Source organism: Amycolatopsis sp. NPDC048633, assembly GCF_040650695.1.
Classification (GTDB): Bacteria; Actinomycetota; Actinomycetes; order Mycobacteriales; family Pseudonocardiaceae; genus Amycolatopsis.
Genome location: NZ_JBEZHS010000040.1, coordinates 25923 through 51798 on the forward strand (window position 1 = coordinate 25923; position 25876 = coordinate 51798).

Annotated in this window: 26 protein-coding genes; 15 read left to right on the forward strand and 11 right to left on the reverse strand. The window is 71.0% G+C overall.

The genetic code is table 11. The annotated features are described in order from the left end of the window. Window positions 1–17: 17 nt before the first annotated feature. From AB0C38_RS42295 to AB0C38_RS42315, 5 genes are all read right to left on the reverse strand, one after another. Complete coding sequence (locus AB0C38_RS42295) at window positions 18–464, reverse strand: DUF6294 family protein (RefSeq protein ID WP_360684621.1); 447 nt, start codon at window positions 462–464, stop codon at window positions 18–20. Window positions 465–672: 208 nt separating this feature from the next. Next, a complete protein-coding gene (locus AB0C38_RS42300) occupies window positions 673–2727 on the reverse strand; it encodes a M3 family metallopeptidase (protein WP_360684624.1) in 2055 nt (684 codons plus the stop codon). 94 nt (window positions 2728–2821) lie between these two features. Next, window positions 2822–3529, reverse strand: coding sequence for a histidine phosphatase family protein (locus AB0C38_RS42305; protein WP_360684627.1), 708 nt, complete (start codon window positions 3527–3529; stop codon window positions 2822–2824). 187 nt (window positions 3530–3716) lie between these two features. Continuing rightward, complete coding sequence (locus AB0C38_RS42310) at window positions 3717–4559, reverse strand: undecaprenyl-diphosphate phosphatase (RefSeq protein ID WP_360684630.1); 843 nt, start codon at window positions 4557–4559, stop codon at window positions 3717–3719. Window position 4560: 1 nt separating this feature from the next. After that, window positions 4561–5598 carry an LLM class F420-dependent oxidoreductase gene (locus tag AB0C38_RS42315; RefSeq protein WP_360684633.1) on the reverse strand — a complete coding sequence of 346 codons (1038 nt, stop codon included), beginning with the start codon at window positions 5596–5598 and terminating at the stop codon, window positions 4561–4563. An 87-nt stretch (window positions 5599–5685) separates the two neighbouring features. Here AB0C38_RS42315 and AB0C38_RS42320 point away from each other — a divergent pair, with 87 nt between their 5' ends. From AB0C38_RS42320 to AB0C38_RS42330, 3 genes are all read left to right on the forward strand, one after another. Beyond that, complete coding sequence (locus AB0C38_RS42320; RefSeq protein ID WP_360684636.1) at window positions 5686–6654, forward strand: aldo/keto reductase; 969 nt, start codon at window positions 5686–5688, stop codon at window positions 6652–6654. A 91-nt stretch (window positions 6655–6745) separates the two neighbouring features. Then, complete coding sequence (locus AB0C38_RS42325) at window positions 6746–7759, forward strand: hypothetical protein (RefSeq protein WP_360684638.1); 1014 nt, start codon at window positions 6746–6748, stop codon at window positions 7757–7759. Further along, a complete protein-coding gene (locus tag AB0C38_RS42330) occupies window positions 7756–7980 on the forward strand; it encodes a DUF5703 family protein (RefSeq protein WP_360684641.1) in 225 nt (74 codons plus the stop codon). Before AB0C38_RS42325 ends, AB0C38_RS42330 begins: the two co-directional genes overlap by 4 nt. Here AB0C38_RS42330 and AB0C38_RS42335 read toward each other — a convergent pair. The 5 genes from AB0C38_RS42335 to AB0C38_RS42355 form a co-directional block, all read right to left on the reverse strand. Next, window positions 7977–8723 carry an SRPBCC domain-containing protein gene (locus AB0C38_RS42335; RefSeq protein ID WP_360684644.1) on the reverse strand — a complete coding sequence of 249 codons (747 nt, stop codon included), beginning with the start codon at window positions 8721–8723 and terminating at the stop codon, window positions 7977–7979. The two genes, AB0C38_RS42330 and AB0C38_RS42335, sit on opposite strands and share 4 nt — an antisense overlap. Continuing rightward, window positions 8713–9312 carry a helix-turn-helix domain-containing protein gene (locus AB0C38_RS42340; RefSeq protein ID WP_360684647.1) on the reverse strand — a complete coding sequence of 200 codons (600 nt, stop codon included), beginning with the start codon at window positions 9310–9312 and terminating at the stop codon, window positions 8713–8715. Before AB0C38_RS42340 ends, AB0C38_RS42335 begins: the two co-directional genes overlap by 11 nt. 31 nt (window positions 9313–9343) lie before the next feature. Then, window positions 9344–10237, reverse strand: a complete 894-nt coding sequence (locus AB0C38_RS42345; protein ID WP_360684650.1) for an alpha/beta hydrolase — start codon at window positions 10235–10237, stop codon at window positions 9344–9346. Continuing rightward, the gene (locus tag AB0C38_RS42350) at window positions 10237–11559 is read right to left on the reverse strand and encodes a M20/M25/M40 family metallo-hydrolase (RefSeq protein WP_360684653.1); all 1323 of its coding nucleotides are present in this window, start codon (window positions 11557–11559) and stop codon (window positions 10237–10239) included. The genes AB0C38_RS42345 and AB0C38_RS42350 overlap by 1 nt, the downstream gene beginning before the upstream one ends. A gap of 133 nt (window positions 11560–11692) precedes the next feature. Beyond that, window positions 11693–12346: a GntR family transcriptional regulator gene (locus AB0C38_RS42355; protein ID WP_360684656.1), complete on the reverse strand. Its 654-nt coding sequence runs from the start codon at window positions 12344–12346 to the stop codon at window positions 11693–11695. Between the two features lie 119 nt (window positions 12347–12465). Between AB0C38_RS42355 and AB0C38_RS42360 the strand changes: the two genes are divergently transcribed. From AB0C38_RS42360 to AB0C38_RS42375, 4 genes are all read left to right on the forward strand, one after another. Next, window positions 12466–13221 carry an aldolase/citrate lyase family protein gene (locus AB0C38_RS42360; RefSeq protein ID WP_360684659.1) on the forward strand — a complete coding sequence of 252 codons (756 nt, stop codon included), beginning with the start codon at window positions 12466–12468 and terminating at the stop codon, window positions 13219–13221. Continuing rightward, window positions 13218–14540 carry an MFS transporter gene (locus tag AB0C38_RS42365; protein WP_360684662.1) on the forward strand — a complete coding sequence of 441 codons (1323 nt, stop codon included), beginning with the start codon at window positions 13218–13220 and terminating at the stop codon, window positions 14538–14540. Before AB0C38_RS42360 ends, AB0C38_RS42365 begins: the two co-directional genes overlap by 4 nt. Beyond that, window positions 14537–15331 (forward strand): carbon-nitrogen hydrolase family protein, encoded by a 795-nt coding sequence (locus tag AB0C38_RS42370; protein WP_360684665.1) that lies wholly within the window; start codon window positions 14537–14539, stop codon window positions 15329–15331. The genes AB0C38_RS42365 and AB0C38_RS42370 overlap by 4 nt, the downstream gene beginning before the upstream one ends. A gap of 81 nt (window positions 15332–15412) precedes the next feature. Then, on the forward strand, window positions 15413–16279 hold the full coding sequence (locus tag AB0C38_RS42375; RefSeq protein WP_360684668.1) for a TetR/AcrR family transcriptional regulator: 867 nt from the start codon (window positions 15413–15415) through the stop codon (window positions 16277–16279). Window positions 16280–16322: 43 nt separating this feature from the next. On the opposite strand, the gene AB0C38_RS42380 is transcribed toward AB0C38_RS42375, so the two are convergent. Further along, window positions 16323–17624, reverse strand: a complete 1302-nt coding sequence (locus tag AB0C38_RS42380) for a transposase (protein ID WP_360684789.1) — start codon at window positions 17622–17624, stop codon at window positions 16323–16325. Here AB0C38_RS42380 and AB0C38_RS42385 point away from each other — a divergent pair. Genes AB0C38_RS42385 through AB0C38_RS42420 form a run of 8 tightly spaced genes read left to right on the forward strand, consistent with a single transcriptional unit; the run spans window position 17608 to window position 25854 of the window. Continuing rightward, on the forward strand, window positions 17608–18501 hold the full coding sequence (locus AB0C38_RS42385; RefSeq protein WP_360684671.1) for a 3-keto-5-aminohexanoate cleavage protein: 894 nt from the start codon (window positions 17608–17610) through the stop codon (window positions 18499–18501). The genes AB0C38_RS42380 and AB0C38_RS42385 overlap by 17 nt on opposite strands. After that, entirely contained in the window at window positions 18494–19423 is a 930-nt protein-coding gene (locus AB0C38_RS42390) for a 3-hydroxyacyl-CoA dehydrogenase NAD-binding domain-containing protein (protein WP_360684674.1), read from the forward strand. Before AB0C38_RS42385 ends, AB0C38_RS42390 begins: the two co-directional genes overlap by 8 nt. Then, a complete protein-coding gene (locus AB0C38_RS42395) occupies window positions 19416–19838 on the forward strand; it encodes a thioesterase family protein (protein ID WP_360684677.1) in 423 nt (140 codons plus the stop codon). The genes AB0C38_RS42390 and AB0C38_RS42395 overlap by 8 nt, the downstream gene beginning before the upstream one ends. Before the next feature lie 33 nt (window positions 19839–19871). Beyond that, complete coding sequence (locus tag AB0C38_RS42400; RefSeq protein WP_360684680.1) at window positions 19872–21431, forward strand: ABC transporter substrate-binding protein; 1560 nt, start codon at window positions 19872–19874, stop codon at window positions 21429–21431. A 1-nt stretch (window position 21432) separates the two neighbouring features. Then, the gene (locus tag AB0C38_RS42405; protein ID WP_360684683.1) at window positions 21433–22389 is read left to right on the forward strand and encodes an ABC transporter permease; all 957 of its coding nucleotides are present in this window, start codon (window positions 21433–21435) and stop codon (window positions 22387–22389) included. Continuing rightward, a complete protein-coding gene (locus AB0C38_RS42410; protein WP_360684686.1) occupies window positions 22386–23279 on the forward strand; it encodes an ABC transporter permease in 894 nt (297 codons plus the stop codon). The genes AB0C38_RS42405 and AB0C38_RS42410 overlap by 4 nt, the downstream gene beginning before the upstream one ends. After that, a complete protein-coding gene (locus tag AB0C38_RS42415) occupies window positions 23276–24823 on the forward strand; it encodes an ABC transporter ATP-binding protein (RefSeq protein ID WP_360684689.1) in 1548 nt (515 codons plus the stop codon). Before AB0C38_RS42410 ends, AB0C38_RS42415 begins: the two co-directional genes overlap by 4 nt. 8 nt (window positions 24824–24831) lie before the next feature. Further along, window positions 24832–25854 (forward strand): serine hydrolase domain-containing protein, encoded by a 1023-nt coding sequence (locus AB0C38_RS42420; RefSeq protein ID WP_360684692.1) that lies wholly within the window; start codon window positions 24832–24834, stop codon window positions 25852–25854. Window positions 25855–25876: the final 22 nt, after the last annotated feature.

Consider the following 25876-nt stretch of genomic DNA (forward strand, 5'->3'; position numbering starts at 1 on the left):
CCGCCCCACAGCGTCCGCTAGCAGCTGTTGCTCAGCCGCATCCGGTCGATCCGGTCGAAGAACCGGGCGTCGAACGACCCGGCGTCGAACCACCACGTCCACTGACCCTTGACCGTGTTCCGCACGAACTTGGGGTCACCGCCGTGCGTGATCGGGCCCAGGACGAAGCCGGAGCTGTCCAAGGCGTTCGGCCACATCAGCCACCAGTCGTCGCTGTCGCTGCTGAAGATCACCGCCTCGAACGACGCGCTGCCGTCCCGGTTCAGCGTCCACTTCGCCCCATCCATGATGCAGTCGCCCGCCGTGATGCGACCCCAGCTGAACCAGCAGGAACCCGCTCCCGTGCAGACCGCCTCCGTGGTGGCGGCCGTCTGGGTCCCGGCCGACGCCGGCACCACGAACAGGCTGCTCATCGCGAGCACGAACAAGCTCACGATCATCGATATCCGACGTGATCCGCTCATCGGATCTCCCTCCCCGAGAATCATCGAAGCCTTCAAGCTAGCTCTCCGGCTACCTCGGCGAGAGTCACGGACGCGCAGGTCGAAGGGCAGTCCCAGCTGCCCTGGCCCCGGTCTTCTGTGCGGTTTTTGGGGATGAACGCGACCGCGGGACCAATTTTTTGAAAATTGGTCCCGCGGTATAGGGCGTTATACAGTTAAAGGAGAGTGGTCAGACTCCGTTGAGGCCGCGGCGGGCCAGGAGCGGGTCGATCTCGGGGTCGCGGCCGCGGAAGGCCCGGAAGGCGTCCATCGGGTCGATGCTCCCTCCCCTACCCAGGAGGGTGCGGCGGAAGTGGTCGCCGTTGTCGCGGGTCAGGCCGCCACTCTCCCGGAACCACTGGACGGTGTCGGCGTCGAGGACCTCGCTCCAGATGTACGAGTAGTACCCGGCGCTGTAGCCGCCGCTGAAGACGTGCGCGAAGTACGTCGTGCGGTAGCGCGGCGGGATCGCTTCGACGGCCACGCCGGCCTTCACGAGCGCGTCGGTCTCGAACCGCTGGACCTCCTCGACGTGGTCGTCGACGCCGAGGCGGTGCCACGCCTGGTCGAGCAGGGACGCGGCGAGGTATTCGGTGGTGGCGAAGCCTTCGCCGTACTGCTGGGCGGCGAGGAGCTTGTCGACCTGCTCCTGGGGCAGGGCCTCCCCCGTCTCGTGGTGCTTGGCGTAGTTGGCCAGCACCTCCGGCCACAGCATCCACATCTCGTTGACCTGGGACGGGTATTCGACGAAGTCGCGGGGCACGTTGGTGCCGGAGAACGTCGGGAAGCGGACCGACGAGACCAGGGCGTGCAGCGCGTGGCCGAACTCGTGGAACGCGGTGACGAGCTCGTCGAACGTGAGCAGCGTCGGCTCCCCCGCCGGCGGCTTGCCGACGTTGAGCACGTTGACCACGACCGTCTTGCGGTCCAGCAGCTCCGACTGGTCGACGAAGGTGTTCATCCACGCGCCGCCGCGCTTGGCGTCGCGGGTGTAGAGGTCGAGCAGGAACAGCCCGAGCGGGGTGCCGTCGGTGTCGAACACCTCGAAGGTCCGGACCTCCGGGTGGTACTTGGGGAGGTCGGTCCGCTCGGTGAAGGTGAGCCCGTAGAGCTTGGTGGCGGCGAAGAAGACGCCGTCGAGGTAGACGCGGTCGGCTTCGAAGTACGGGCGCAGGGCCTCGGTGTCGACGTCGAAGCGCTCGCGGCGGACCTGGGCGGCGTAGTACGGCCAGTCCGACGGACGCAGCGTCGTCCCGGGAACGTCGGCTTCGAGCAGCCCTTGCAGTTCCGCGGCTTCGGTGCGGGCGTTCGCCACGGCGGCGGGCGCCAGCCGCTCGAGCAGCCCGGCGGCGGCTTCGGCGGTCTTCGCCGTCTCGTCGGCGATGACGTACGCCGCGTGGTTCGGGTAGCCGAGCAGCGCGGCGCGTTCGGCCCGCAGGTGCGCGATCTCCGCGACGAGGGTGTTGTTGTCGAACTCGTTGCCGCGGTTGCCCCGCGCCATCGACGCGGCGTGGATCCGCGCGCGGACGTCGCGGTCGCGCAGCGTCTCCAGCGGTGAGGCCTGGCTCGTCGGCAGAGTCAGCGGAATGACGTACTTGCCGTCTTCGCCGCGGGCCGTCGCCGCTTCGGCCGCGGTGGCGATCGCGCTGTCGCCGAAGCCGGCCAGCTCGGCGCGGTCGGCGATCACCACGGCCAGGTCGTTGGTGTCCTTGAGCAGGTTCTGCTGGAACTTCGTCTGCAGCGTGGACAGCTGCCCGTTCAGCTCCCGCAGGCGGGCCTGCTCCGCCTCGCCGAGCCCGGCACCCGCGCGGCTGAAGTCGAGGTGGCGCCGTTCGAGCAGCCGCCGCGACTCCTCGTCCAGGCCGAGCTCTTCACGCCGCGCGTGGAGGGCGTCGATCCGGGCGAACAGCTTCGGGTTCAGGTGGATCGCGTCGTGGTGGGCGGCCAGCTTCGGGGCGAACTCCGCCTGGATCGCCTGGATCTCGTCGGTGCTGTTGGAGCCGGAGAGGTTGTAGAACACGCTCGCCACGCGGCCCAGCAGCTCGCCGGCGCGCTCGAGGGCGACGATGGTGTTCTCGAACGTCGGCTCGGCGTCCTGCGCCGCGATCTGCTCGATCTCCGCCGCGTGCTCGGCCAGTCCGGCCTCGAACGCGGGCCGGTAGTGCTCGTCCGCGATCCGGTCGAAGGGCGGCAGGGCGTAGGGCAGTTCGCTGGGTGCGGCGAACGGGTTGTCCGGCGAAATCATCGGGGCAGGCTCCTGGTCGGGGTGCAACACTCGGTCCCGCCACCCTACGTGGTCCACCTGTGCGGATGTCAGCGCTTTCCGGAGGTGGCCAAGCTCACCGGCCGGTGGTACCGCCCACGACGGCGTCGCTGCTCCCGGCGGCCTTTTTGCCCCGCTTCGGCTTGGGTTCCGGCGGCACGATTCCCCGGAGGTCGCCGCTGTGGTCGTTGACCCGCATGACGAACGGCCGCGTCTCGGTGTAGCGCACGACCGAGATCGACGAGGGGTCGACGACGATCCGCTGGAACGCGTCCAGGTGCTGGCCGAGCGCGTCGGCGAGGATGGACTTGATGACGTCACCGTGACTGCACAGCAGCCAGACGGCGTGGTCGCCGTACTCGGCGGCGATCCGCCGGTCGTGCGCCCGGACGGCGGCCACCGACCGCGCCTGCATCGCCGCGAGCCCTTCGCCGCCGGGGAACACCGCGGCCGAGGCGTGCGCCTGCACGACCCGCCAGAGCGGCTCCTTCGCCAGGTGCTTGAGCTCCTTGCCGGTCCAGTCCCCGTAGTCCACTTCGGACAACCCGGGCTCGACGACCTTGCCGAGCCCGCGCGCGGTGGCCAGCGGGCCGACCGTCTGCTTGCACCGCAGCATCGGCGACACGACGAGCTCCGCCAGCGGCACGCCATCGAGCCGTTCGACGAGCTTCTCCGCCTGGGCGCGGCCGGTGTCGTCGAGGTTGACCTTCGGGGAACGCCCGGCCAGCACACCGGAGCCGTTGGCCGTCGATTTGCCGTGCCTGAGCAGAATGACCGTACTCACGAGCCCCACCCTACGTGGGGACCGATCAAGCGGTCCCCACGCGGGCGGATCAGTGGCTCACCCGCCGTTCGGGAGTCCGGCGGACCAGGCAAGCCCGGACGTCATGAACGACCCTTTCACCGCGTCTGACGCGGTGAAAGGGTCGTTCATGACACCACAGCCGCGCAGGCGGAACCGGCGCCGCAGGTCAGTTGCTGACCGGACCAGCGTTCGGGTCCAGGACGCCGGTGAAGATCAGCACGAACAGCAGCACGCCGAGCACCAGCCGGTAGATCACGAACGGCACGAAGCTGCGCTTCTTGATGTAGGCCATCAGCCACGCGATCACCGCGTACCCGACGCCGAACGCGACCAGCGTCGCCAGGATCGTCGGGCCCCACTGGGCCGGCACGCCGCCCGACCCGATGTCCTTGAGCTTGTACACGCCCGACCCGAACACCGCGGGCAGCGCCAGCAGGAACGAGTACTCCGCCGCCTCCGCGCGGGTGTAGCCCAGCAGCAGGCCCGCACTGGTCGTGCCGCCCGAGCGGGAGACGCCCGGGATCAGGGCCAGCGCCTGGGCGAACCCGAAGCCGAGGCCGTGCGGCACGGTCAGGTGGTCCAGCGTCCGCTCCTGCTTCCCGACCCGGTCGGCGTAGAGCAGGATCAGGCCGAACACGATGAGCACGGTGGCGGTGATCCGCAGGTCGCGGAACGCGCTGTCGATCTGGTCCTGCAGCAGCAGGCCGAGCACCACGATCGGCAGCGAGCCGATGATGATCAGCCAGCCCAGCCGGGCGTCCGGGTCGCGGCGCCAGTCCGGCTTGTACAGCGAGAAGAACCAGGCCTGCAGGATCCGGCCGATCTTCTTGCCGAAGTAGAGGATCACCGCCAGCTCGGTACCGATCTGGGTGACGGCGGTGAACGCCGCGCCCGGGTCGTCCCAGCCGACGAGCGCCGCGACGATCCGCAGGTGCGCGCTCGAGGAGATCGGGAGGAACTCCGTCAGGCCCTGGACCAGGCCCAGGACGAGTGCTTCGAACCAGCCCACGTCAGGCCACCCCCGCCTTCTCGAGCGCCTCGACGGCGGTGGTCAGCGCGGCCCCGGCGTCCGGGGTGTACGGCGACACCGACAGGGTCGTCACGCCGGCCTCGGCGTATTCGGTCATCTTCTCCGCGATCCGTTCCTTCGGGCCCAGCAGCGACGTCGCGTCGAGGAACTCCAGCGGCACCGCCGCCATCGCCCCCGCCCGGTCGCCGGCCAGGTACTTCTCCTGTACTTCGGCGGCTTCGGCCTCGAAGCCCATCCGGCAGGCCAGCCGGTTGTAGAAGTTCTGCTCCTTGCTGCCCATCCCACCGAGGTACAGCGCCGCGTACCCGCGGACGGCGTCCGCGCAGGCCCGCCAGTCGTCGCCGGGCACCAGCGGCACGGTCGGGACGACGTCGAAGCCTTCCAGCGTGCGGCCGGCCCGCTCGGCACCGGCCCGCAGCTGCGCCAGCTGCTCCCCCGCGTGCGCCGGCGAGAAGAACACCGGCAGCCAGCCGTCGGCGATCTCGCCGGTCAGCTCCAGGTTCTTGGGGCCGATCGCGGCCAGGTAGAGCGGGATGTGCTTGCGGGCGGGCCGGACGGTCAGCCGCAGCGCCTTGCCCGGGCCGTCCGGCAGCGGCAGCGTGAAGTGCTCACCCTCGAACTTCACCCGTTCCCGCCGCAGCGCCGAGCGCACGATCGAGGCGTACTCGCGGGTGCGGCCCAGCGGCGACGCGAACCGCACGCCGTGCCAGCCTTCGGACACCTGCGGGCCGGACACACCGAGCCCCAGCCGGAAGCGGCCGCCCGAGAGCGTGTCGAGGGTCGCGGCGGTCATCGCCGTCATCGCCGGGGTCCGGGCCGGGATCTGCAGCACGGCCGCGCCGACGTCGATCCGCGACGTCCGCGCCGCGATCCACGTGAGCACCGTCACCGCGTCCGAGCCGTAGGCCTCCGCAGCCCACACGACCGCGTAGCCGAGGTCTTCCGCTTGTTTCGCCAGGGCCAGGTTCGCGGGGTCGTTCCCCGCTCCCCAGTAGCCGAGATTGAGTCCGAGTCGCACGGGGCCGAACCCTAACGGGGGCCCTTGTGGGCGACACGACTCACCTTGGTCATGTTCGAGAGGGGCCGCCCACTAGGCTCGGCGGTCGTGGAAAAGCGACTGCTCGGCCGCTCGGGACTGCGTGTCTCGCGGATGGCGCTCGGCACCATGACCTGGGGTGGCGACACCGACGCGGAGGAAGCGGCCAGCCAGCTGGTCGCCTTCGTGGACGCCGGCGGCACCCTGGTGGACACGGCCGACATCTACGGCGAGGGCGAGGCCGAACGGGTCCTCGGCTCACTTCTGGGTGACCTCGTGCCCCGCGACGACATCGTCCTCGCGACCAAGGCGGTCGCCCGGCGCACCGACGGCCCGTTCGGCGGCGGCGCCTCCCGCGGCGCCCTGCTCACCGCGCTCGAGGGCTCGCTCAAGCGGCTCGGCACCGACCACGTCGACCTGTGGCAGCTGCACGCCTGGGACACCTGCGTGCCGATCGCCGAAACCCTCGCCGCGCTCGAGTACGCCGTCACCACCGGCAAGGCCCGTTACGTCGGCGTCTCGAACTACGCGGGCTGGCAGCTGGCCACGGCCGCCGCCGGCGCCGCTGCGGTCGCACCGATCGTCTCCACCCAGGTCGAGTACTCGCTGCTGGAACGCGGCGTGGACCGCGAGGTCGTCCCGGCCGCCGAGCACCACGGCGTCGGGCTGCTGCCCTGGGCGCCGCTGGGCCGCGGCGTGCTGACGGGCAAGTACCGCACCGGCACGCCCGCCGACTCGCGCGGCGCGAACAGCGCGTACGCCGGCTACGTCGAGCACCACCGCACCGACCGGGCCGCCCGGATCGTGCAGGCGGTCGCGACGGCCGCCGACGGGCTCGGCACGTCGCCGCTGGCCGTCGCGCTGGCCTGGGTCCGCGACCGGCCCGGGGTCGCCGCCCCGGTCGTCGGGGCGCGGGACACCGGTCAGCTCACCGGCTCGCTGACGGCGGAGGACATCACCCTCCCGCCCGCGATCCGCTCCGCGCTCGACGACGTCAGCGCGATCGAGGTCGGCTACCCGGAGCGGTGGCCGCGCTAGGTGTCTGTTGGGTGACATGCACGTGACGGCAAGACGATCGTGGAGGATGCTGGTGTTGACCGCTCGTCGAGGGACACGTGGAGGCAGCAACGTGCGTCGGTTCGCCGCCGTGTCGTGGATCGCGATCCCGCTCGCCGGTGTCCTGGTGCTCTCGGGCTGCTCGTCGGCCAAGTCCGACAGCGACGACCTGCAGATCGTGGCCAACCCCGTGGCGGCGAAGCCCGCGGTCTCCCCCGCGGTGACCGTGCGGCCGGCCGGTCAGGTCCTGCCCGGCGGAGCGATTTCGGCCGTCGCCGTCGACAGTGCTTCACGGACCCTGGTCGTTGCGCTTTCCGAGCCGCCTTCGCTGCAGCTGTACGACTTGGACGCGCTCACGTCCGCCCCGGTGAATATGCCGTTATACGGCAAAGCGGAGAAGCTGGCCGTGGCGCCGGGGCGGGTCGAGATCGCGGAGCCGGCTCAGGGTGTGGTGCAGCAGCTGACGTTGCCGGGCCGGAAGCTCACGGAGACGAAGACGGGCGGGCAGCCGGCGTCGAGCATCGCTTACGGCGCCGATCGGCTGGTCGCGATGGGGACGGCGAAGGACATCCAGGTGCTGCCGGCGACGGGTCCGGCGCGGACGATCGGCGGGCAGCTCTACAGCGCCGACGACATCGTCGCCGCCGGGACGGGTGTCGTGGTGCTGGACCGGCTGCGGACGGCCGTGTTCTCGGTGGACGTCGCCGCGGGGAAGGTCAACGAAGGTCTGCGCGCGGGTGACGGTGCCGCGAACGCCGTGGCGGACTCCTACGGGCGGGTGCTGGTGACGGACGCGCGGGCGGGTGCGCTGATCGCGTTCTCGGCGTCGCCGCTGATCATGCGGCAGCGCTACCCCGTGCCGGGTGGCGCGTACGGGATCGCCTACGACGCGAAGCGAAGCCTGGCGTGGGTGACGCTCACCGAACGCAACGAGGTGGTCGGGTTCGACGTCCGTGGCGGCGAGCCCGTCGAGAAGTACCGCTTCCCCACCGTGCGCCAGCCGGACTCGGTCGGGGTGGACGAAACCAGCGGCCGGGTGGTCATCGGCTCGGCGGCCGGAGAAGGGACCCAGGTGATCCAGCCATGACGACGGTCAGCGAGGCGGTGGTCGAAGGGGATTGGGAGTATCGCCGCCTGCACCTCCCCCCGGGTGTGTCCCGGCGTGCGGCGGCGATCCAGCTCTCCATCCACGCGGAGTTCGCGGGCTGGGAACTGCGGAACGTGCGGCTCTACGCCGACGGCACGCGCAAGGTCTGGCTGCGCCGCAAGAAGACGGCCGAGAGTCTCCCCGGCGGACTGCCGACCTAGCCGAACACCCGGTTCAGCCACTCGCTCCAGGCCTTCTCCTCGGCTTCGGCCTCGGCACCCGGGGTGAAGAGGTGGTGGGCGGCGACCATCGGGCCGTGGAAGCCGCGCAGGAAGCGGATCATCGCGTCCGCGGTCCGCACTCCGGCGGTCTGGTCGTTCGCGGCGTAGACGACGCCTTCCTGCGGGGTCCGGCCGGGCAGCTCGACCCGCACCCGGTCGCCCTCGGCGGGCCGCGCGGGCAGCCCCAGCGCCGCGCCGAGCCGGGTCCACGCGGCGGACCAGTCCCCCACCGGCGGGCCGAACGCGGTGACCGGCACCGCCGTGCGCCCGGCGAAGTGCGTGACGTACTCGACCAGGGTGCGGAAGAACATCGCGCCGCCGGCGGTCATCGCCTCGAACTCGTCCTCCCAGTCGTCGCCGGGCAGGAACCCGCTCGTGACGCAGCGGATCACCGAGCTCCCGCCGGCGCGGCCCTCGATGAGGAACTCGTAGGCGATCGTGCGCCCGTCCGGTGCGGGATCGTTGCCGTAGACGAGCTTCTCGAGCGGGTCCCACTCCCGGATCCGGTACTCCGGCTGGAAGCCACCGAACGCGCCGCGGACGACTCCGCCGGTGCCGCCCTCGACCTCGTTGCGGCCCATGAACCACGAGTCGATGCCGGGTCCGGTCGCGATGGCTTCCCAGAGCTGTTCCGGCGTCGCGCCGACCTCGGCGGTGTCGGTCGTTTCGAACTCATGCCCCACTGGCGGTCTCCTCCGGGACGCTGGGGTGGACCGCGACGACCACCCGGTGCGGACGGCCCTTCTCGGCCGTCTCGTCGTGGTACTTCCCGACCAGGGTGGTGACCGCGGTCGCGAGCTCTTCGGCGAACGCGGCGCGGTCGGCGGGGGACGCGAACCGGACTTCACCGTCGAGCGCGAAGGTCGCGACCCGCTGCTGGGCCTTGGCCGCGCCGGTGATCAGCAGGCCGACGTCCCGCACGAGCCGGCCCGCGACCGCGAGCAGCCAGCGGGCCGAAAGCCGGTCGGGCGACTGGGCGGGGTCCGGCTGGACGGCGGCCAGCGCGACCGGGGAGATGACGTACGACGACGCCGTCGCCCGCATCATCCGCTCGGTGACGTTGCCCTTCCGCCGCTCCTCGACCAGCTCCACCAGGCCGTGCTTCTCCAGCGCCCGAAGGTGGTAGTTGACCTTCTGGCGCGGCAGGCCGACCCGCGCGGCCAGCATGGTCGCCGACGCCGGCTCGGCCAGTTCGGCCAGCAGCCGGGCCCGGACCGGGTCCAGCGACACCTCGGCCGCCGACGCGTCTTCGATCACCGCCACGGAGAACATGGGCTCAGCATCGTGCCGAACACAGAAGTTGTCAAGAACTCTCTTCTTGTCGGGTACTGCCGTTGACCAGGGCGACGACCCGCGGCAGCACCTGCGCCGCGGCTTCCAGCGGCACGACGTGCCCGACGCCGGGCAACACCACCGCCGTCCCGTTGCCGAGGCCGGCGGCCCACTGCTCGACGTCGGACGCGCGCACGATCCGGTCCCGCTCCCCCACGATCGCCGTCACCGGCAGGCCGCCGACCTGCGTCAAGGCCGAGTCGCGGGCATAAGCGTCCAGCGCCGGGCGGAACAGCGACACGGTGTGCGGCCAGTTGCCGCGGATCATCTTCACCGTCAGCTCGACCACCTCCGGGTCCGGGTCGTCGCCGAACAGCCACCACCGCAGACCCGCGCTCACCGCCCGGCTCGTGTGCTCCCGGACCACGCCGAAGAGCTTCGAGCCGAGCACCGCCTCGAGGTCGCGAGCCAGCTTGCCGAGCGCGTTCGGCCAGGCCGCCGACACCTCGGTCGCCAGCGTTCCGGACGACGTCGCGAGCAGCACCAGCCCCGACACGCGCGCGGCGAACAGCTCCCGATGGCGCTGGGACAGCGACATGATGGCCAGGCCGCCCATGTCGTGCCCCACGAGCACCACCTGTCCCTCGGGCACCTCGCGCTCGACCAGCTCGGCGAGGTCGTCGCCGAGCTGCGCCATCGTCGCCGTGCCGCGCCGCGCCCGCCCGGAGCCGCCGTGGCCGCGCTGGTCGTAGGTCAGCACGGCCACCGGCCCGTCGGCCGCGTCCGGCACCAGCGGCGCGATCCGGCCCCAGCTGCGCTGGTCGAGCGCGTAGCCGTGGACGAACACCACGGTCACCGGCGCGGCCGGGTCGCCCCTGCGGACCACCTGCAGGGGCGTGCCGTCGGCGAGCGCGAACGCGGTCATCAGGACGTGCGCAGGAACCGGTCCAGCACGCGGGTGCCGAACTTCAGCGCCTCGACGGGGACGCGCTCGTCGACGCCGTGGAACAGCGCCGAGAAGTCGAGGTCGGCCGGCAGCTTGAGCGGCGCGAAGCCGAAGTTGCGGATGCCGAGGTCCTGGAAGGACTTCGCGTCGGTGCCGCCGGACAGCATGTACGGCAGGGTCTTCGCGCCCGGGTCCTCGGCCAGCACGGCGGCGGTCATGGCGTCGACGAGGGCGCCGTCGAACGTCGTCTCGACCGGCGGGAGCTCCATCCACTCCTTCTCGATGTCCGGCCCGAGCAGCTCGTCGAGCTCGCGGTCGAACGCCTCCAGCCGGCCGGGCAGGATCCGGCAGTCCACCGCGGCCTCGGCGACCGACGGGATGACGTTCGACTTGTACCCGGCGGTGAGCATCGTCGGATTGGCCGTGTCGCGCAGGGTCGCGCCGATCATCCGGGAGATGTTGCCCAGCTTGGCGACCGAGCCTTCGAGGTCGTCCTCGGGGAAGTCCCAGCCGGTGATCTCGGTGACACCGGCGAGGAACTCCTTCACGGAGTCCGTGAGCACGAGCGGGAACCGGTGGTTGCCGAGCTTCGCGACGGCCTCGGCGAGCTTCGTCACGGCGTTGTCGCGGTGGATCATCGAGCCGTGCCCGGCGGTGCCACGCACGCGCAGCTTCATCCAGCGGATGCCCTTCTCCGCCGTCTCGATCAGGTAGGCGCGGACGTCGTCCTTGAGCGTGATCGAGAACCCGCCGACCTCGCTGATCGCCTCGGTGACGCCTTCGAAGAGGTCGGGCCGGTTCTCGACGAGCCACTGGGCGCCGAACTTGCCGCCCGCTTCCTCGTCCGCGAGGAAGGCGAAGACCAGGTCGCGCGGCGGCACGACGTTGTTCATCTTGTAGTGCCGGGCCAGCGCGAGCGCCATCCCGCACATGTCCTTCATGTCGACCGCGCCGCGGCCCCAGACGTAGTCGTCCTGGATCGCGCCCGAGAACGGGTGCACCGACCATTCGGACGGGTCGGCGGGCACCGCGTCGAGGTGGCCGTGGATGAGCAGGCCGCCCCGGGACCGGTCGGCGCCTTCCAGCCGCACGATGACGTTGTGCCGGTTCTTGCCGCCCGACTCGACGTAGGTGATCTCGTAGCCGGCGTCGGTCAGCTTCTCCGCGACGTACTCGGCCGCCGCCCGCTCGCCGACCAGCGTGTCGGGGTCGCCGGTGTTGGTCGTGTCGATGCGGATGAGCTCGCTGGTCAGCGTGACGGCCTCGGCCGCGGCGGCTTCGATCAGGTTCGGTTCGGTCACCGGCCATTCCTATCATTCGCCCGGCCGGTGCCGCTGGTCGCGGACTTACGTGGGACGCCGGCCCGCCACAGGCCATGAAAGACTCGTTCACCGCGCCGGACGACATGAAAGAGTCGTTCATGACGTCCGAGGGTCAGCCGCGGTCCAGGGCCGAGACCACTTCGGACACCGGGCGCAGGTGCTGGTTCAGGATCCTCGACGCCTCCCCGGCGTCGTGCGCGTCCAGCGCGGCCACCAAAGCGCGGTGCTCGGCGTCGATCACCGGCAGCCGTTCCGGGCGAGCCTCCAGTGCTCGCACGGCGACCCGCTGCTGGCGCGAGCGCAGCGTGTCGTACAACTCCGTCAGCACCGAGTTGCCCGCCGCGTTCACGATCGCGCGGTGGAAGGAGCGGTCCAGGCCCGACACCGCGAACCAGTCGCGAGCCTTCCCGGCGCGGTCCATCTCCTCGATCAGGCCGGCCATCTCCGCGGGCGCCCCCGCCCGGAGCGCGCAGACCTCCGCGATCGCGTGGCCTTCGATCAGCCGCCGGCTCTGGTAGACCTCCTCCAGCTCGCGCGCCGTCACGGTCCGGACCTGCGCGCCCTTGCGCGGCAGCAGGCTGATGAACCGCTCGGCCTCCAGGCGGTGGAACGCCTCGCGCACCGGCGTCCGCGACACCCCGACCGCACCCGAGACCCACTGCTCGTCCAGGAACCGGCCGCCTTCGAGCTCGCCCGCGATGATCCCGTCGCGCAGCCAGGCGTACACGCGGTCCCGCGCCGGCCCGGCCGGAGCGCTGGTCGTCATGCCTCTCCCCTCGTCGTCCCGGCGGCCAGCTTAGCGTCTGGACCCACTGATATCCATCGTGTATACACGGTGCACACAAAGACCGGAGCTACCGTCATGAGCGCGCAGGAGGTTCCCCGATGTCCCCAGTCCCCGCCGACCGGCGCTACGCCGTCTGGCTCTCCGACCCCTCGTTCGCGGCCGCCGAAATCGCCCGCGGGATCGGCTACGGCGCCGCCGTCCTCGACATCGAGCACGGCGCGTTCGACCTGGCCGACCTCGAACGGTTCGTCCCGTTCCTGCGCGCGCTCGGGCTCGAAGTGCTCGCCAAGGTCCTCGGCCCCGAGCGCGGCCCGATCCAGCAGGCCCTCGACTTCGGCGCCGACGCGGTCGTCATCCCGCACGTCGAGAACGCGGCGCACGCCAAGGCCGTGACGGCGTTCGCGAAGTTCCCGCCCCTGGGCGACCGCAGCTTCGCGGGCGGGCGCACCACCGGCTACCGCGGCTTCACCGACGACTGGGTCACCGAGCAGGACCGCCGCACCCGCTGCCTGCCGATGATCGAGGACGCCGGCGCGCTCGAGGACATCACCGAGATCCTCGCGCTGGACTCCGTGGACGGGGTGTTCGTCGGCCCGTCCGACCTGTCCCTGCGCCGGGACCGCGGCGCCTACACCCGTGAACCCGGGGACTTCGCCGACCTGGAGCGCGTCGCCGACGCTGCCCGCGCGGCCGGAAAGCCGTGGGTCCTGCCCGCGTGGAGCCGGGAAGAGAAGGAGTTCGCCCTCGCCCACGGCGCCGGCCAGCTCGCGCTGACGATGCAGCACGGCGCGCTCGCCGCCGGCCTCACCGCGGCCTTCCAGGAGACCACCACACTCGCGGAGCAGACGCGATGACGACGGCCGAGCGAACCAAGACCCGGACCGCGGGCCGCACCCGCTGGACGATCGCCGGCGTGCTCGGTTTCGGCTCGTTCGTCAACTACGTCGACCGCGTCAACCTGTCCATCGCCGGGCCCGAGATGATGCGCGAGTTCCACCTCAGCGCGGCCCAGCTCGGTGTCGTCGCCTCGGCGTTCCTCTGGACGTACGCGGTGCTGCAGCTGCCGATCGGCGCGATCATCGACCGGATCGGCGTCCGCTGGGTCAACCGCGCGGCCGCGCTGCTGTGGGCGATCGCGTCGTTCCTGACCGCGGCATCCGGCGGGCTCGGCCTGCTGATGGCGTCGCGGCTGATCCTCGGATTCGGTGAGGCGCCGACGATCCCGGCCGGCTGGAAGGCGATCGGGCAGTGGTTCCCGCGGTCCGAACGCGGCCGCGCCACCGCGGTCTTCGACGGCTGCGCCAAGATCTCCAACGTCCTCGGCATCCCGGTGATGGCGTTCCTCGTGACGGCGTTCAGCTGGCACGCGGCGTTCGTCTTCACCGGTGTCCTCAGCGTCGGGTACCTCCTGGTCTGGTGGCTGCTGTACCTGACGCCGAAGCAGGCGCTGGCCCGCGGCAGGCTGTCCCCCGAAGAGTTCGCGTACCTGCGCGAAGGCGGCGCGGACGACGAGGACGCGCCCACGCCGAGCTCGCTCACCGGGCTGGGACACCTGCTGCGCCGCCGCAAGACCTGGGGCCTCGCCCTCGGGTACGCCTCCTACACCTACGCGTACTACGTCCTGCTGACCTGGCTGCCCGGCTACCTGGAGAAGCAGTTCGGCGTGAAGCTCCTGGCCGGCGGCTTCTACACGATGATCCCGTGGCTGGTCGCGGTGCTCGCGCAGTTCCTCGTCGGCGGGGTCGTGCTGGACCGGCTGATCGCCCGCACCGGCAACGAAACGAAGGCGCGGCGGATCGTGCTCGTGACGAGCATGCTGGTGGCGCTCTCGGTCGCCGGTGCCGCCTACGCCGGGTCGGTCGCGGTGGCGCTGGTGTTCCTGTCGGTCGGCGCCGCCGGGCTCGCCGTGTCGGTCCCGGCCGGGTCGAGCATCGTCGCGGTCATCGCGCCGGAAGGCTGCTCCGGCACCCTCGGCGGGCTGGTCAACTTCGTGGCCAACATGATCGGCATCGCCGCGCCGATCGTGACCGGCACCGTCGTGGACGTGACCGGCTCGTTCGCCGGCGCGTTCCTCGTCACCGGCGTGGTGCTGCTCGCCGGGATCTTCTGCTACACGGTCGTGCTCGGCAAGCTCGACCGCATGCCCGCCGCTCCCCGGAAGGAAGTCGCATGACGCACGTGGCCCTGGCGCAGTTCGCGCCCGGAGACGACAAGACCGCCAATCTCGCGCTGATCACGAAGCTGGTCGCCGACGCGGCCGACCGCGGCGCGCGAGTGGTGGTGCTGCCCGAATACGCGATGTTCACGGTCCCGGCGATGGACCGGCGGTTCGTCGAGTCCGCCGAGGACCTCGACGGCGAGTTCGTCACCGGTCTGCGAGGCCTGGCGAAGGATCGTGGCGTCGCGATCGTCGGCGGGATGAACGAACGCCTCGACGGCTCGCGGATCTCCAACACCCTCGTCGCGGCCGGTCCGGACGGTGCGGTGGCCGCCCTCTACCGCAAGATCCACCTGTACGACGCGTTCGGCTTCCGCGAGTCCGACGTCGTGCGCGCCGGCGAGATCAGCGAACCGGAGACGTTCGAGGTCGACGGCGTCCGCTTCGGCCTCCAGACCTGCTACGACCTGCGCTTCCCCGAGGTGACGCGCCGGCTGGCCGACGCGGGCGCGCAGGTCGTGCTGCTGCCCGCGGAGTGGGTGCCCGGGCCGCTCAAGGAGTACCACTGGAGCACGCTGGTCCGCGCTCGCGCGATCGAGAACACGCTCTACGTCGCCGCGGCGGGTCAAGCCGCGCCGACCGGGTCCGGCACGAGCATGCTCGTCGACCCGATGGGCGTGGTCGTCACCTCGCTCGGCGAGCAGACCGGCGTGGCCGTCGGCGAGGTATCGCCGGAGCGGATCACCGAGGTACGGGCGAAGAACCCGGCGCTCGACCTGCGTCGGTTCACGGTGGTGCCGCGCTGACGTCCGCACCTGTCTTGCGCCTCGACTGACTCATCAGTCAAGGATTGCGGTTATCGCAACGTGGCGTTACCGTCTCCTGGCATGGACGAAACCGTCGAGCTGCGGGACCGGGTCCGCGGCCTGGTCAAGGCCATGCCGGGGGCCCAGCGGGAGTTCGCCGCCGCGATCGGGCTCGACGAGACGAAGCTGTCCAAGGCGCTGAACGGCACCCGCCGGTTCTCGCCGCACGAACTGGTCCGCGTCGCCGAGTACTGCGGCGTCACGGTCAACTGGCTGCTCAACGGCAGCGACGACGCGGTCACCGTCACGGCGGTGCCCGCGCCGGCCGCCCGCCTGGCGAGCGACGATCCCGACCACCTCGCCCAGTCCGAGCCCCGCCGCCGCATCCTGGAGACGGCCTGGACGCTGATCGCCGAACGCGGCTACCACAAGGTGCGCATCGCCGACATCGCCGAGGCGTGTGGCACCAGCACCGCCACCATCCACTACCACTTCCCGAGCAAGACCGAAGTCCTCAACGAAGCGTTGCGGCGCAACGTGAAGCTCGCGTTCGACCGCCAGGTGGCCGAGCTGCACTCCATCGAGGACGCGCAGGAGCGGCTGCACCGCCTGGTCGAGCTGCAGCTGCCGACCGACGGCGTCCTGCGCGCCGAGTGGTCGGTGTGGCTGCAGGTCTGGAACGAGGCCTCGCTCGACCCGTCGTTCCGCGCGCTGTACACGGACTCGATCGACCGCTGGTACCGCTCGATCGCCATGACCATCCGGACGGGCCGCGAGCAGGGCGTGTTCGCGGTGACCGACCCGGACGCGGCGACCACGCTCCTCACGGCGTTGATCGACGGTCTCGGCATCCAGGTGATGACCGGGCGGCCCGGCAGCTCCGTCGAAAGCATGCGAGACCACCTGCACGACTTCATCGAAAGCTCGATCGTCAAAGGAGCCTGTTGACGTCCTCCCCGCGCATCGCGGGGATTCCGACCCACACCGCCGATCAAGGACCGGAGGCACTGTGTCGAGGTTCGCGATTCACAGCCCCGCCCAGTGGCTGGAGGGCTCCCCGCGCTGTCACCGCCCGTCCGGTGGCGATATTGCGTGCGGCGTTGACGTCGGCGTGGCAGGCGAACCCGCAGGCGACACATCGGAAGGCCGCTTGGCTCTTGCGGTTCTCCGGCGCGACGTGCCCACAGGTAGCGCACTGCAGCGATGTGTACGCGGCACTGACTTTCTCGACGCGACCTGCAGCCTTCTGCTCGAGCCTGACGACCAGCCGACCCCATCCGTTGGCCAGGATTCCCCGGTTCAGCCCCGCTTTCTGCCGCACGTTCCGGCCTGGCCGATCATTCGTCCCGTTCGCGGAACGTGTCATGGCACGGATATCGAGCTTCTCGACCCGTACAAGATCGAAGCCACGAGCGAGATCCGTACTGACCAGCTCCACCCAGTTCTTGCGCCGGTCACTTTCGCGAGCCTTCATCCGGGCAAACGACCGACGGACCTGACTGCGTCGGTTCGATCCCGGAACGGCCCGCTCCAGAGCTCTTCGAAGGCGCTTCAGCCGCCGACATTCGCCGGCGGTGAGACCGGGCACCTTCAACAACTCTCCGGTCGACAACGCCGCCGAAACAGTGACCCCACGGTCCACTCCCACTGCCCGGCCATTACCGGGCGCCGGTATCGGTTCGGGAGCCACCGCGAACGCGACATGCCACCGCCCGCACCGGTCGACTGTGACCCGATAGGACCTCGCGGCCTCGCCCACTCGACGGGACAGGACGAACCTGACCCACCCTACCTTCGGCACCCAGAGCCGGGCTCGCCTCCGGCTCAATTGGTGCACGTGACTGGGCTTCATACCAACCTGGCGAAAGCCTTCGTGTCGCCCCGCCTTACGCCAAGTCGGGCGGCGATGTGTTCCTCCGTGGAAGTTGGCCATCGCTTGAGCGAAGTCCCGGAGAGCCTGTTGTTGAACGGTGACACTGCCTGTCCTCAGCCACTTGAACGCCGCACGCGCATCGGTCAACTGACGCGCCTGCTCCCCGTAGCCGGGAGCCGCCGCGCGGCCCGGTCGCCAGTGGGCGTACTGCTCGCACGCGAGGTTCCACACGAACCGGGCGTGCGAGCAATGCTCCACCAAGCCGACTTCCTGGACGGGCGTCGGCAACAGGCGGAATCGAGACACACCGGCGACGCTAACTGTCCGCGCTCGAAGACACCGAACCTCGGCCGGGTGAAGGTCACCAGTCCACACAGAAAACGCTGAAAAGGGGGAACCCCTGATGAACCACGAGGTCATCGTCACCTGTGCCCTCACCGGGGCCGGGGACACCGTCGGCCGCAGCCCGCACGTCCCGGTCACTCCCGCGCAGATCGCCGCGAGCGCCGTCGAGGCCGCGAACGCCGGCGCCGCCGTCGTGCACATCCACGTACGGGATCCCGAAACCGGCTCGCCGTCGCGGGATGTCGCGCTGTACCGCGAAGTCGTACGGCTGGTCAAAGAGTCCGAAGTGGACGTCGTCGTCAACCTGACCGCGGGCATGGGCGGCGATCTGGTGATCGACCAGGAGGACCCGCTCAAGCCGGTCGACGGCACCGACCTCGTCAACGCCATGGATCGCCTGCCGCACGTCGAAGAGCTGCTGCCGGACATCTGCACCCTCGACTGCGGTTCCCTCAACTTCGGTGAGGGCAGCCAGCTCTACGTGTCCACACCGGACATGTTGCGAGCCGGCGCCAAACGGATCCAGGAACTCGGCGTGAAGCCCGAGCTGGAGATCTTCGACACCGGCCACCTCTGGTTCGCGTCCAAAATGGTCGAAGAGGGCCTGATCGACGCTCCCCCGCTGTTCCAGCTCTGCATGGGCATCCCCTACGGCGCGCCGGTCGACCCCGGGCTCCTGCAAGCGATGGTGAAGCTGCTTCCCGAAAGCGCACAGTGGGCGTCGTTCGCCATCGGGCGGGACCAGATGCCGTGGGTCGCGCAGTCGGTGCTGCTCGGCGGGCACGTCCGGGTCGGGCTGGAGGACAACCTCTACCTCGCCAAGGGGGTCAAGGCGACCAACGGCCAGCTCGTGGAGCGCGCCGTCGGGATCGTCCAGGATCTCGGCGCCACCGTGGTAAGCGCTTCCCGTGCTCGCGAGATCCTCGGCCTGAAGGAGCGCGTCCATGCCTGAGACCGTCGCGTGCGTCGGCGCCGGGGTGATCGGCGGCGGCTGGGTCGCGCACTTCCTCGCCCAGGGCTTCCACGTCCGCGCGTGGGACCCGGCACCGGACGCGGAAGCCAAGCTGAAGAGGCTGGTCGACGCCGCCTGGCCCGCGCTCACCTCACTCGGCCTGAAGGACGGCGCGAGCCGGGACAACCTCGTCGTCACCGCCACGCTTGCTGAGGCGGTGTCCGAAGCGACCTTCGTCCAGGAGAGCGCCCCCGAAGACCTCCCGCTCAAGCGGAAGCTCCTGGCCGAGATCGACGCCGTCACCCCCGCCGGGATCGTCGTCGCGTCCTCGACGTCCGGCTACGGCATGACGGAGATGCAGGCCGACGCCGTGACGCCGGAACGCCTGGTCGTCGGGCACCCCTTCAACCCGCCCTACCTGATCCCCCTGGTCGAGGTCGCCGGCGGCGAGCGCACCGAAGCCTGGGCGGTCGAGCGGGCCGCGGAGTTCTATCGGCGGGTCGGCAAGACCGTGATCACCATGGACCGCGAGGTCCCGGGCTTCATCGCCAACCGGCTGCAGGAAGCACTGTGGCGCGAGGCCCTGCACATGGTGGACAACGGCGAGGCCACCGTCGAGCAGATCGACACCGCCATCACCGCCGGGCCGGGCCTGCGCTGGCCCATCCAGGGCCCGATGCTCACCTTCCACCTCGCCGGTGGTGAGGGCGGCATGGCGCACATGCTCGACCACTTCGGCCCGTCGCTGAAGGCGCCGTGGACCCGTCTCGAAGCCCCCGAACTGACACCGGAACTGCGGGACGCGGTTGTCGAGGGCTGTGAAGACGAGGCCGGTGAACGCACCATCGCCGATCTGGTCGCCGAACGCGACCGGGCGATCATCGCCGTCCAGCGGGCCGTCGAGGAGGCGCGTGGTGGCTGAACTCTCCCACCACGACCGCGTCCGTCCGGAGTGGATCGACTACAACGGCCACCTGTCGGAGCCGTACTACGTGCTGGTCTTCGGCGATGCGACGACACACCTGATGGACACCGTCGGCCTCGGCCCGGAGCGCAGCGGTTCCTCGCTGTACACCGTCGAAGCCCACGTCCGCTACCTGCGCGAAGTCGGGCCGGACGCCGAACTGAACGTGACCACGTCGGTGGTCGGCCTCGGCGCGAAGAAGGTCCGCCTCTGCCACGAGATGCGGGTCGCGGGTGACCTCGTCGCCACCGAGGAGATCCTGGCGATCCACGTCACGGACTCAAGAGCTTCGCCGCTTCCCGACGACGTCGCGGAGCGGCTGCGCGAACACCTCAGCCCGGTCCCGGACTACGCGGGGCGCGCCATCGCCTGACCCGAACGCCCGCTCCCACCGGAAGTCCCCACCATGGAAGAGCGATGTAGTCCTTTCACCCGCCGCCGGTTCTTCGCCGCCACCGGGGTCGCGCTGCTGGCGGCCGGCTGCGGCGCGACGTACGCCGCGCCGGTCCCGACCGGGCCGCCCCGGTCCGGTGGCCGGCTGCGCGTCGGCGTCACCGGCGGCGGCGCGTCCGACTCCCTCGACCCGCACACCCCGGCGACCAACCCGGACATCGCGCGGGTGATCAACCTGTACGAGCCGCTGCTCAACCGCGACCACGACTACAAGCTGGAGTTCCTGGTCGCACAGTCGCTGACGCCGTCGCCCGACGCCCGGACGTGGACGGCGGTGCTGCGCGACGGCGTCAAGTTCCACGACGGCCGCCCGGTCACCCCGCAGGACGTCATCGCCACCTTCAAGCGGATCATGGACCCGAAGGACCCCAAGAGCGGCGCGGCCGGGCTGACCATGCTGGCCGAGGTGGCGCCGAGCGGCGACCGGGCCGTCGAGTTCCGGCTGAACACGCCGAACGCGGGCTTCGACGACCTGCTCGGCCAGTACTCGCTCGGCATCGTCCCGGCGGACTTCGACCTGAAGCACCCGATCGGCACCGGCCCGTTCAAGGCCGGCTCGTTCACGGCCGGGCAGCAGAGCACCTTCACCCGCAACGAGCACTACTGGCGGCCCGGTCAGCCCTACCTCGACGAACTGGTGCTGATCAACTTCGCCGACGACGACGCCCGCATCAACGCGCTGCTCTCGTCCCAGGTGGACGCGATCGACCAGGTCCCGGTGGCTCTCGTCGACGTCCTGCGCAGCGACCCCCGGCTCGAGGTGCTCGCCGCCGAGACGGGCACCTGGCTGCCGTTCACCATGCGCGTCGACCGGCCGCCGTTCGACGACGTCCGCGTGCGCCAGGCCATGCGGCTCGTCGTGGACCGCGAGCAGATGATCAACCAGGTCCTCAGCGGACAGGGCCGGCTCGGCAACGACCTCTACGCGCCGTTCGACCCCGCGTACGCCAAGGAACTCCCCCAGCGCAGGCACGACATCGACCAGGCGAAGCAGCTCCTCGCCGAAGCCGGGCACTCCACTTTGGACGTCGAGCTGGTCACCGCGCCCATCCAGGCGGGCGCGGTCGAAGCTGCGCAGGTGTTCCAGCAGCAGGCGAAGGCGGCGGGGATCACCGTCAAGATCCGCAAGCTCGACACGACGACGTTCTACGGCGAGAACTACCTGTCCTGGGACTTCGCGCAGGACTTCTGGTACACCCGCAACTACCTCCCGCAGGTCGCCTCGGGCACGCTGCCGAAGGCGCCGTACAACGAGACCCATTGGCAGGACCCGGAGTTCGTCGACCTGGTCACCCGCGCCGGCTCCACCGTGGACCCCGCGGCCCGGGCCGACCTGCTGAAACAGGCGCAGAAGATCGAGTACGAGCGCGGCGGGCTGATCGTCTGGGGCTTCGTCAACCAGGTCGACGCGCACCAGAAGTACGTCGCCGGGCTGGTCCCCGACCGCACCGGGATCTCGCTGAGCGGCTACCAGTTCCGCAATGCCTGGCTCGGCACGACGAAGGAGGCGTGAGATGACCCGGCTGATCCTGCGCCGCCTGCTCGTCAGCGTCCTCGTGCTCTGGGTGGTGTCCCTGCTGGTCTTCGTCGCGACGCTGCTGCTGCCCGGCGACCCCGCGCGGGCCATCCTCGGCCAGCAGGCCACGCCCGAGCGCGTCGCCGCCCTGCAGCACCAGCTGCACCTCGACCTGCCGGTGTGGCAGCGCTACCTCGACTGGCTCGGCGGGCTGTTCACCGGCGACCTCGGCACGTCGACGTCCACCCAGGGCCCGGTCACGGCACTGCTGGGCGACCGGGTCTCGGCGTCGCTCGTGCTGCTGCTCGTCGCCGCGGTGCTGGCCACCCCGCTCGGGCTCGCGCTCGGCACGTGGAGTGCGCTCCGCCGCGACCGGGCCGCCGACCAGGTGGTCTCCGGCATCAGCCTGGTGATCGCCGCCCTGCCGGAGTTCGTCATCGGCGTCGCGCTCGTGGTGCTGCTCTCCACGACGGTGTTCAAGATCTTCCCGTCGGTCACGATCACCGCGCCCGGCGAAGCAGTGTGGGACGAGCCGGCCCAGCTCGTGCTGCCGGTGCTCACGCTCGTGCTGGTCGTGACGCCGTACATCACGCGGATGATGCGGGCGACGATGAACGAGGTCCTCGACAGCGGGTACGTCGAGATGGCCCGGCTCAAGGGCGTCCGGGAGCGGACGGTGCTGGTCCGGCACGCGCTGCCGCACGCGATCGGCCCGGTCGCCCAGGTGGTCGCGCTGCAGCTGGCGTGGCTCGCCGGCGGGGTCGTGGTCGTCGAGTTCCTGTTCCGCTACCCCGGCATCGGCCAGGCGCTGATCGACGCGGTCGGCAAGCGCGACGTCGCCGTCGTCCAGGCGATCACCCTGCTCATCGCGGCCGTCTACATCGTCGTGAACCTGCTCGCCGATGTGGTCGGCATCCTCGCCGACCCGAAACTCAGGACGGAGGCAGGCCGATGACCGCCGTCGAACTCCCCGGCAGCGTCACCGAGACCGCACCGCCGGCCCGCTCCGGTGGGCTTTTCCGCACCGCGTGGACGTTCCCGCAGGCCAAGGTGGGCGCGGCGCTCACCCTCGTCGTGGTGCTGATCGCCCTGCTCGGGCCATGGCTCGGGCCGGTGCTCACCGGGCACACCACGACCGACTTCGCCGGGAAGCCGTTCAAGCCGGACGGGTTCGCCGGCACCGACGGGCTCGGCCGCGACGTGCTGACCCGGTTCCTCGCCGGCGGGACGACACTGCTGCTCTACGCGGTGCTCGCCACCGTGCTCGGGATCGTCCTGGGCGCGCTGCTCGGCATGGTCGCCGGGTACGGCGGCGGCCGGCTCGACAGCCTGCTCATGCGCGGCAACGACGTCCTGCTGTCCTTCCCGCAGCTGGTGATCGCGTTGCTGGCGATCGCGGTGATCGGGCCGCAGGGCTGGCTGCTCGTGCTGGTCATCGGCCTGACGCACGCGCCGCGGACCGCCCGCGTCGCGCGCCAAGCCACCGTCGCGGTCACCGGCCACGACTACATCCGCGCGGCCGAGATGTACGCCGTGCCGCGGTCGCGGATCCTGCTGCGCGAGATCCTGCCGAACATCACCGGCCCGCTCATGGTCGAGATCGGGCTGCGGCTGACCTACTCGATCGGCTACATCGCGTCGCTGTCGTTCCTCGGCCTCGGCATCCAGCCGCCCTCGGCCGACTGGGGCCTGATGATCAACGAGAACCGGATCGCGCTGGTCGTCCAGCCCTGGGGCGTGCTGCTCCCGGTGCTGGCCATCGCCGCGCTGACCGTCGGAACCAACCTCGTGGCCGACGCGCTGGCCTCGGCCGCGGCCGGCCGGAAGCGGGAGGCCCGCGCATGAACACCGCTCTCGAGGTCACCGGGCTCGCCGTGGCCACTGTGGCCGGGGTGTCCATTTTGGACGACGTCTCTTTCGCCGTCGCGCCCGGCGAAGTCCTGGCGCTGGTCGGCGAGTCCGGGTCCGGCAAGACCACCGCCGGGCTCGCCGCGCTCGGCCACTTCCGGCGCGGGCTGGCGGCGACCGGCGGACAGATCACCGTGGGCGACGTCGACGTTCTTTCGCTGGATGCGGAGGGCCGGCGGCGGCTGCGGGGCAGCACGGTCGCCTACATCCCGCAGGACCCGGCGCTGTCGCTCAACCCGGCGTTGCGGATCGGGCTGCAGATCGCCGAAGTGCTCGAGACCCACGGCTACCCGGGCTCGGTCGACGAGCGCGTCGGCGAAGTCCTCGAAGAGGTCGGGCTGCCGCCGGACCCGGCGTACCGGCGCCGCTACCCGCACCAGCTCTCGGGCGGGCAGCAGCAGCGGGTCGGCATCGCGATGGCGTTCGCGTGCCGGCCGGCCGTCGTGGTGCTGGACGAGCCGACGACCGGTCTCGACGTGGTCACGCAGTCGCTGGTCCTGAAGACGGTCCGGTCGCTGACCGCCGAGCACGGCGTCGCGGCCCTGTACATCACCCACGACCTCGCGGTGGTCGCCGAGATCGCCGACCGGGTCGCCGTGATGTACCACGGTGGGATCGTCGAATGCGGGCCGGCGTCGTCCGTGCTGCGGACGCCGTCGCACGCCTACACGCGGCGGTTGCTGGACGCGGTGCCCGATCCGGACGCCACGACCGTGGCGCCGCCCCCGGAAGATCCGCTGCTCGCCACGAAGGGCGTGACCGTCTCCTATGGACCGCACGTCGTGCTGCGCGGGGTCGACATCGCGGTCGCCCGCGGCGAGTGCCTGATGCTGCTCGGCGAGTCGGGTTCGGGGAAGACCACGTTGTCGCAGTGCATCGCCGGGCTCACGCGGTCCTACACCGGGACGGTGTCGCTGGCGGGCACCGGGCTGGCCGTGTCCACGCGGCAGCGGTCCGACGAGCAGCGGCGCCGGATCCAGTACGTCTTCCAGAGCCCGTTCTCCTCGCTCAACCCGCGCAAGACAGTGGCGCAGTCGATCGAGGTGCCCTTGACGCGGCTGACGTCGCTCTCGCGCGCGGAACGTCGATCGCGGGTCGGCGAGCTGCTCGACCGGGTCCGGCTCGGGCGGAAGCTGGCCGACCGGCTGCCGGACGAGCTCAGCGGCGGTGAACGCCAGCGCGCCGCGATCGCGCGGGCGCTGGTGACCACCCCGGACGTGCTGGTGTGCGACGAGGTGACGTCCGCGCTGGACGTCTCGGTGCAGGCGACGATCGTCGAGCTGCTCGGCGAGCTGCGCCGGGAGCTGGGGATGGCGATGCTGTTCGTGACGCACAACATCGCGCTGGCCGGCGAGGTCGCGGACCGGATCGCCGTGCTGCAGGGCGGTTCGATCGTCGAGGAGGGTCCGGTCCGGGCCGTCCTGGACGCGCCGTCGCACTCCTACACGCGGGAACTGCTGGCCGCGACGCCGCGCCTGTGAAGGGTTCGGTGGCACCGGGGTTCGAGCCGGTGCGCGACGCGTTCGCCAGCGTGCTGGCCCGGACCGCCGGCGGGGCGGCGTTCAGCGTCGTGCGGCGCGGTGAGGTGCTCGTCGAGCTGTGGGGCGGGCCGGGCTGGGCGCGGGACACCCTCGTCGTGCTGTTCTCCGGCACGAAGGGGGTCGTGGCGACAGTGATGGCGCTGCTGCGGATCGACCCCTTGTCGCCGGTCTCGCGGTATTGGCCGGAGTTCTCCTCGGGCGACGTGTCGCACGTGCTGTCCCACACGGTGGGGCTGCCGTACGTCGAGGCGGACGTGCCCGTCCTGGACAACCGGGCGAATGCGCGGGCCCTGGCGTCGCAACGTCCCTTGTGGACACCGGGTTCGCGGGTCGCCTACCACGCGGCGACCTACGGCTACCTGTGCACGGAGCTGATCCGGCGGGTCACGGGCCGTTCCGCGGGTGCGGTGGTGCGGTCCCTGCTGGGCGACACCGACATCCACCTCGGCACGCCGGCGTCGGAGGACCACCGCGTCGCCCGGTTGACCCGGTCGGCGGACTACCGGATCAGTACTTTTCTCCACGATCCCGCCCGGCGTCGCATCGTGGAGAAGATGTACCGCGGGCTGCTGGAGCCGGACGCGATCAACTCGGCCGCGTACCGCCGGGCGGAGCTGGCCGCGGGCGGCGCGACCGGCACGGCGGCGGCGATGGCCCGGCTGTACGACCGGATCTGCGCGGGCCTGCTCCCGCGTCCGGTGCTCGCGGCGGCGACGTCGACGTGGTCGGCGGGCACGGACGCGATCAACGACCGCCCGGTCCGCTTCGGCCTGGGGTACGAGCTGGCCGACTCGCTGGGAACCTACGGCCCGGCCCGGGTGGCGTTCGGCCACTCCGGCGCGGGCGGCGGCCGGCACGGAGCGTGGCCGGAGGAGGAACTGGGGTTTTCGTTCACGACGAGCGAGCTGCAGCCCGAGGACACCGACCAGCGGGGCTCACTGCTGCTGGAGGCCCTGGCCGGCTGCCTCTGAGCCCAGCGTGGATCCAAGCGCC

What these genes read in the sequence shown, in the direction of transcription:
- AB0C38_RS42380 (WP_360684789.1), bottom strand. Translation starts at nt 17,624, where the DNA reads ATGACCTCGTGGTTCATCAGGGGTTCCCCCTTTTCAGCGTTTTCTGTG.
- AB0C38_RS42370 (WP_360684665.1), top strand. Translation starts at nt 14,537, where the DNA reads ATGACGCACGTGGCCCTGGCGCAGTTCGCGCCCGGAGACGACAAGACC.
- AB0C38_RS42300 (WP_360684624.1), bottom strand. Translation starts at nt 2,727, where the DNA reads ATGATTTCGCCGGACAACCCGTTCGCCGCACCCAGCGAACTGCCCTAC.
- AB0C38_RS42330 (WP_360684641.1), top strand. Translation starts at nt 7,756, where the DNA reads ATGACGACGGTCAGCGAGGCGGTGGTCGAAGGGGATTGGGAGTATCGC.
- AB0C38_RS42400 (WP_360684680.1), top strand. Translation starts at nt 19,872, where the DNA reads ATGGAAGAGCGATGTAGTCCTTTCACCCGCCGCCGGTTCTTCGCCGCC.
- AB0C38_RS42410 (WP_360684686.1), top strand. Translation starts at nt 22,386, where the DNA reads ATGACCGCCGTCGAACTCCCCGGCAGCGTCACCGAGACCGCACCGCCG.
- AB0C38_RS42405 (WP_360684683.1), top strand. Translation starts at nt 21,433, where the DNA reads ATGACCCGGCTGATCCTGCGCCGCCTGCTCGTCAGCGTCCTCGTGCTC.
- AB0C38_RS42345 (WP_360684650.1), bottom strand. Translation starts at nt 10,237, where the DNA reads ATGACCGCGTTCGCGCTCGCCGACGGCACGCCCCTGCAGGTGGTCCGC.
- AB0C38_RS42365 (WP_360684662.1), top strand. Translation starts at nt 13,218, where the DNA reads ATGACGACGGCCGAGCGAACCAAGACCCGGACCGCGGGCCGCACCCGC.
- AB0C38_RS42385 (WP_360684671.1), top strand. Translation starts at nt 17,608, where the DNA reads ATGAACCACGAGGTCATCGTCACCTGTGCCCTCACCGGGGCCGGGGAC.
- AB0C38_RS42415 (WP_360684689.1), top strand. Translation starts at nt 23,276, where the DNA reads ATGAACACCGCTCTCGAGGTCACCGGGCTCGCCGTGGCCACTGTGGCC.
- AB0C38_RS42355 (WP_360684656.1), bottom strand. Translation starts at nt 12,346, where the DNA reads ATGACGACCAGCGCTCCGGCCGGGCCGGCGCGGGACCGCGTGTACGCC.
- AB0C38_RS42375 (WP_360684668.1), top strand. Translation starts at nt 15,413, where the DNA reads ATGGACGAAACCGTCGAGCTGCGGGACCGGGTCCGCGGCCTGGTCAAG.
- AB0C38_RS42295 (WP_360684621.1), bottom strand. Translation starts at nt 464, where the DNA reads ATGAGCGGATCACGTCGGATATCGATGATCGTGAGCTTGTTCGTGCTC.
- AB0C38_RS42340 (WP_360684647.1), bottom strand. Translation starts at nt 9,312, where the DNA reads ATGTTCTCCGTGGCGGTGATCGAAGACGCGTCGGCGGCCGAGGTGTCG.
- AB0C38_RS42360 (WP_360684659.1), top strand. Translation starts at nt 12,466, where the DNA reads ATGTCCCCAGTCCCCGCCGACCGGCGCTACGCCGTCTGGCTCTCCGAC.
- AB0C38_RS42390 (WP_360684674.1), top strand. Translation starts at nt 18,494, where the DNA reads ATGCCTGAGACCGTCGCGTGCGTCGGCGCCGGGGTGATCGGCGGCGGC.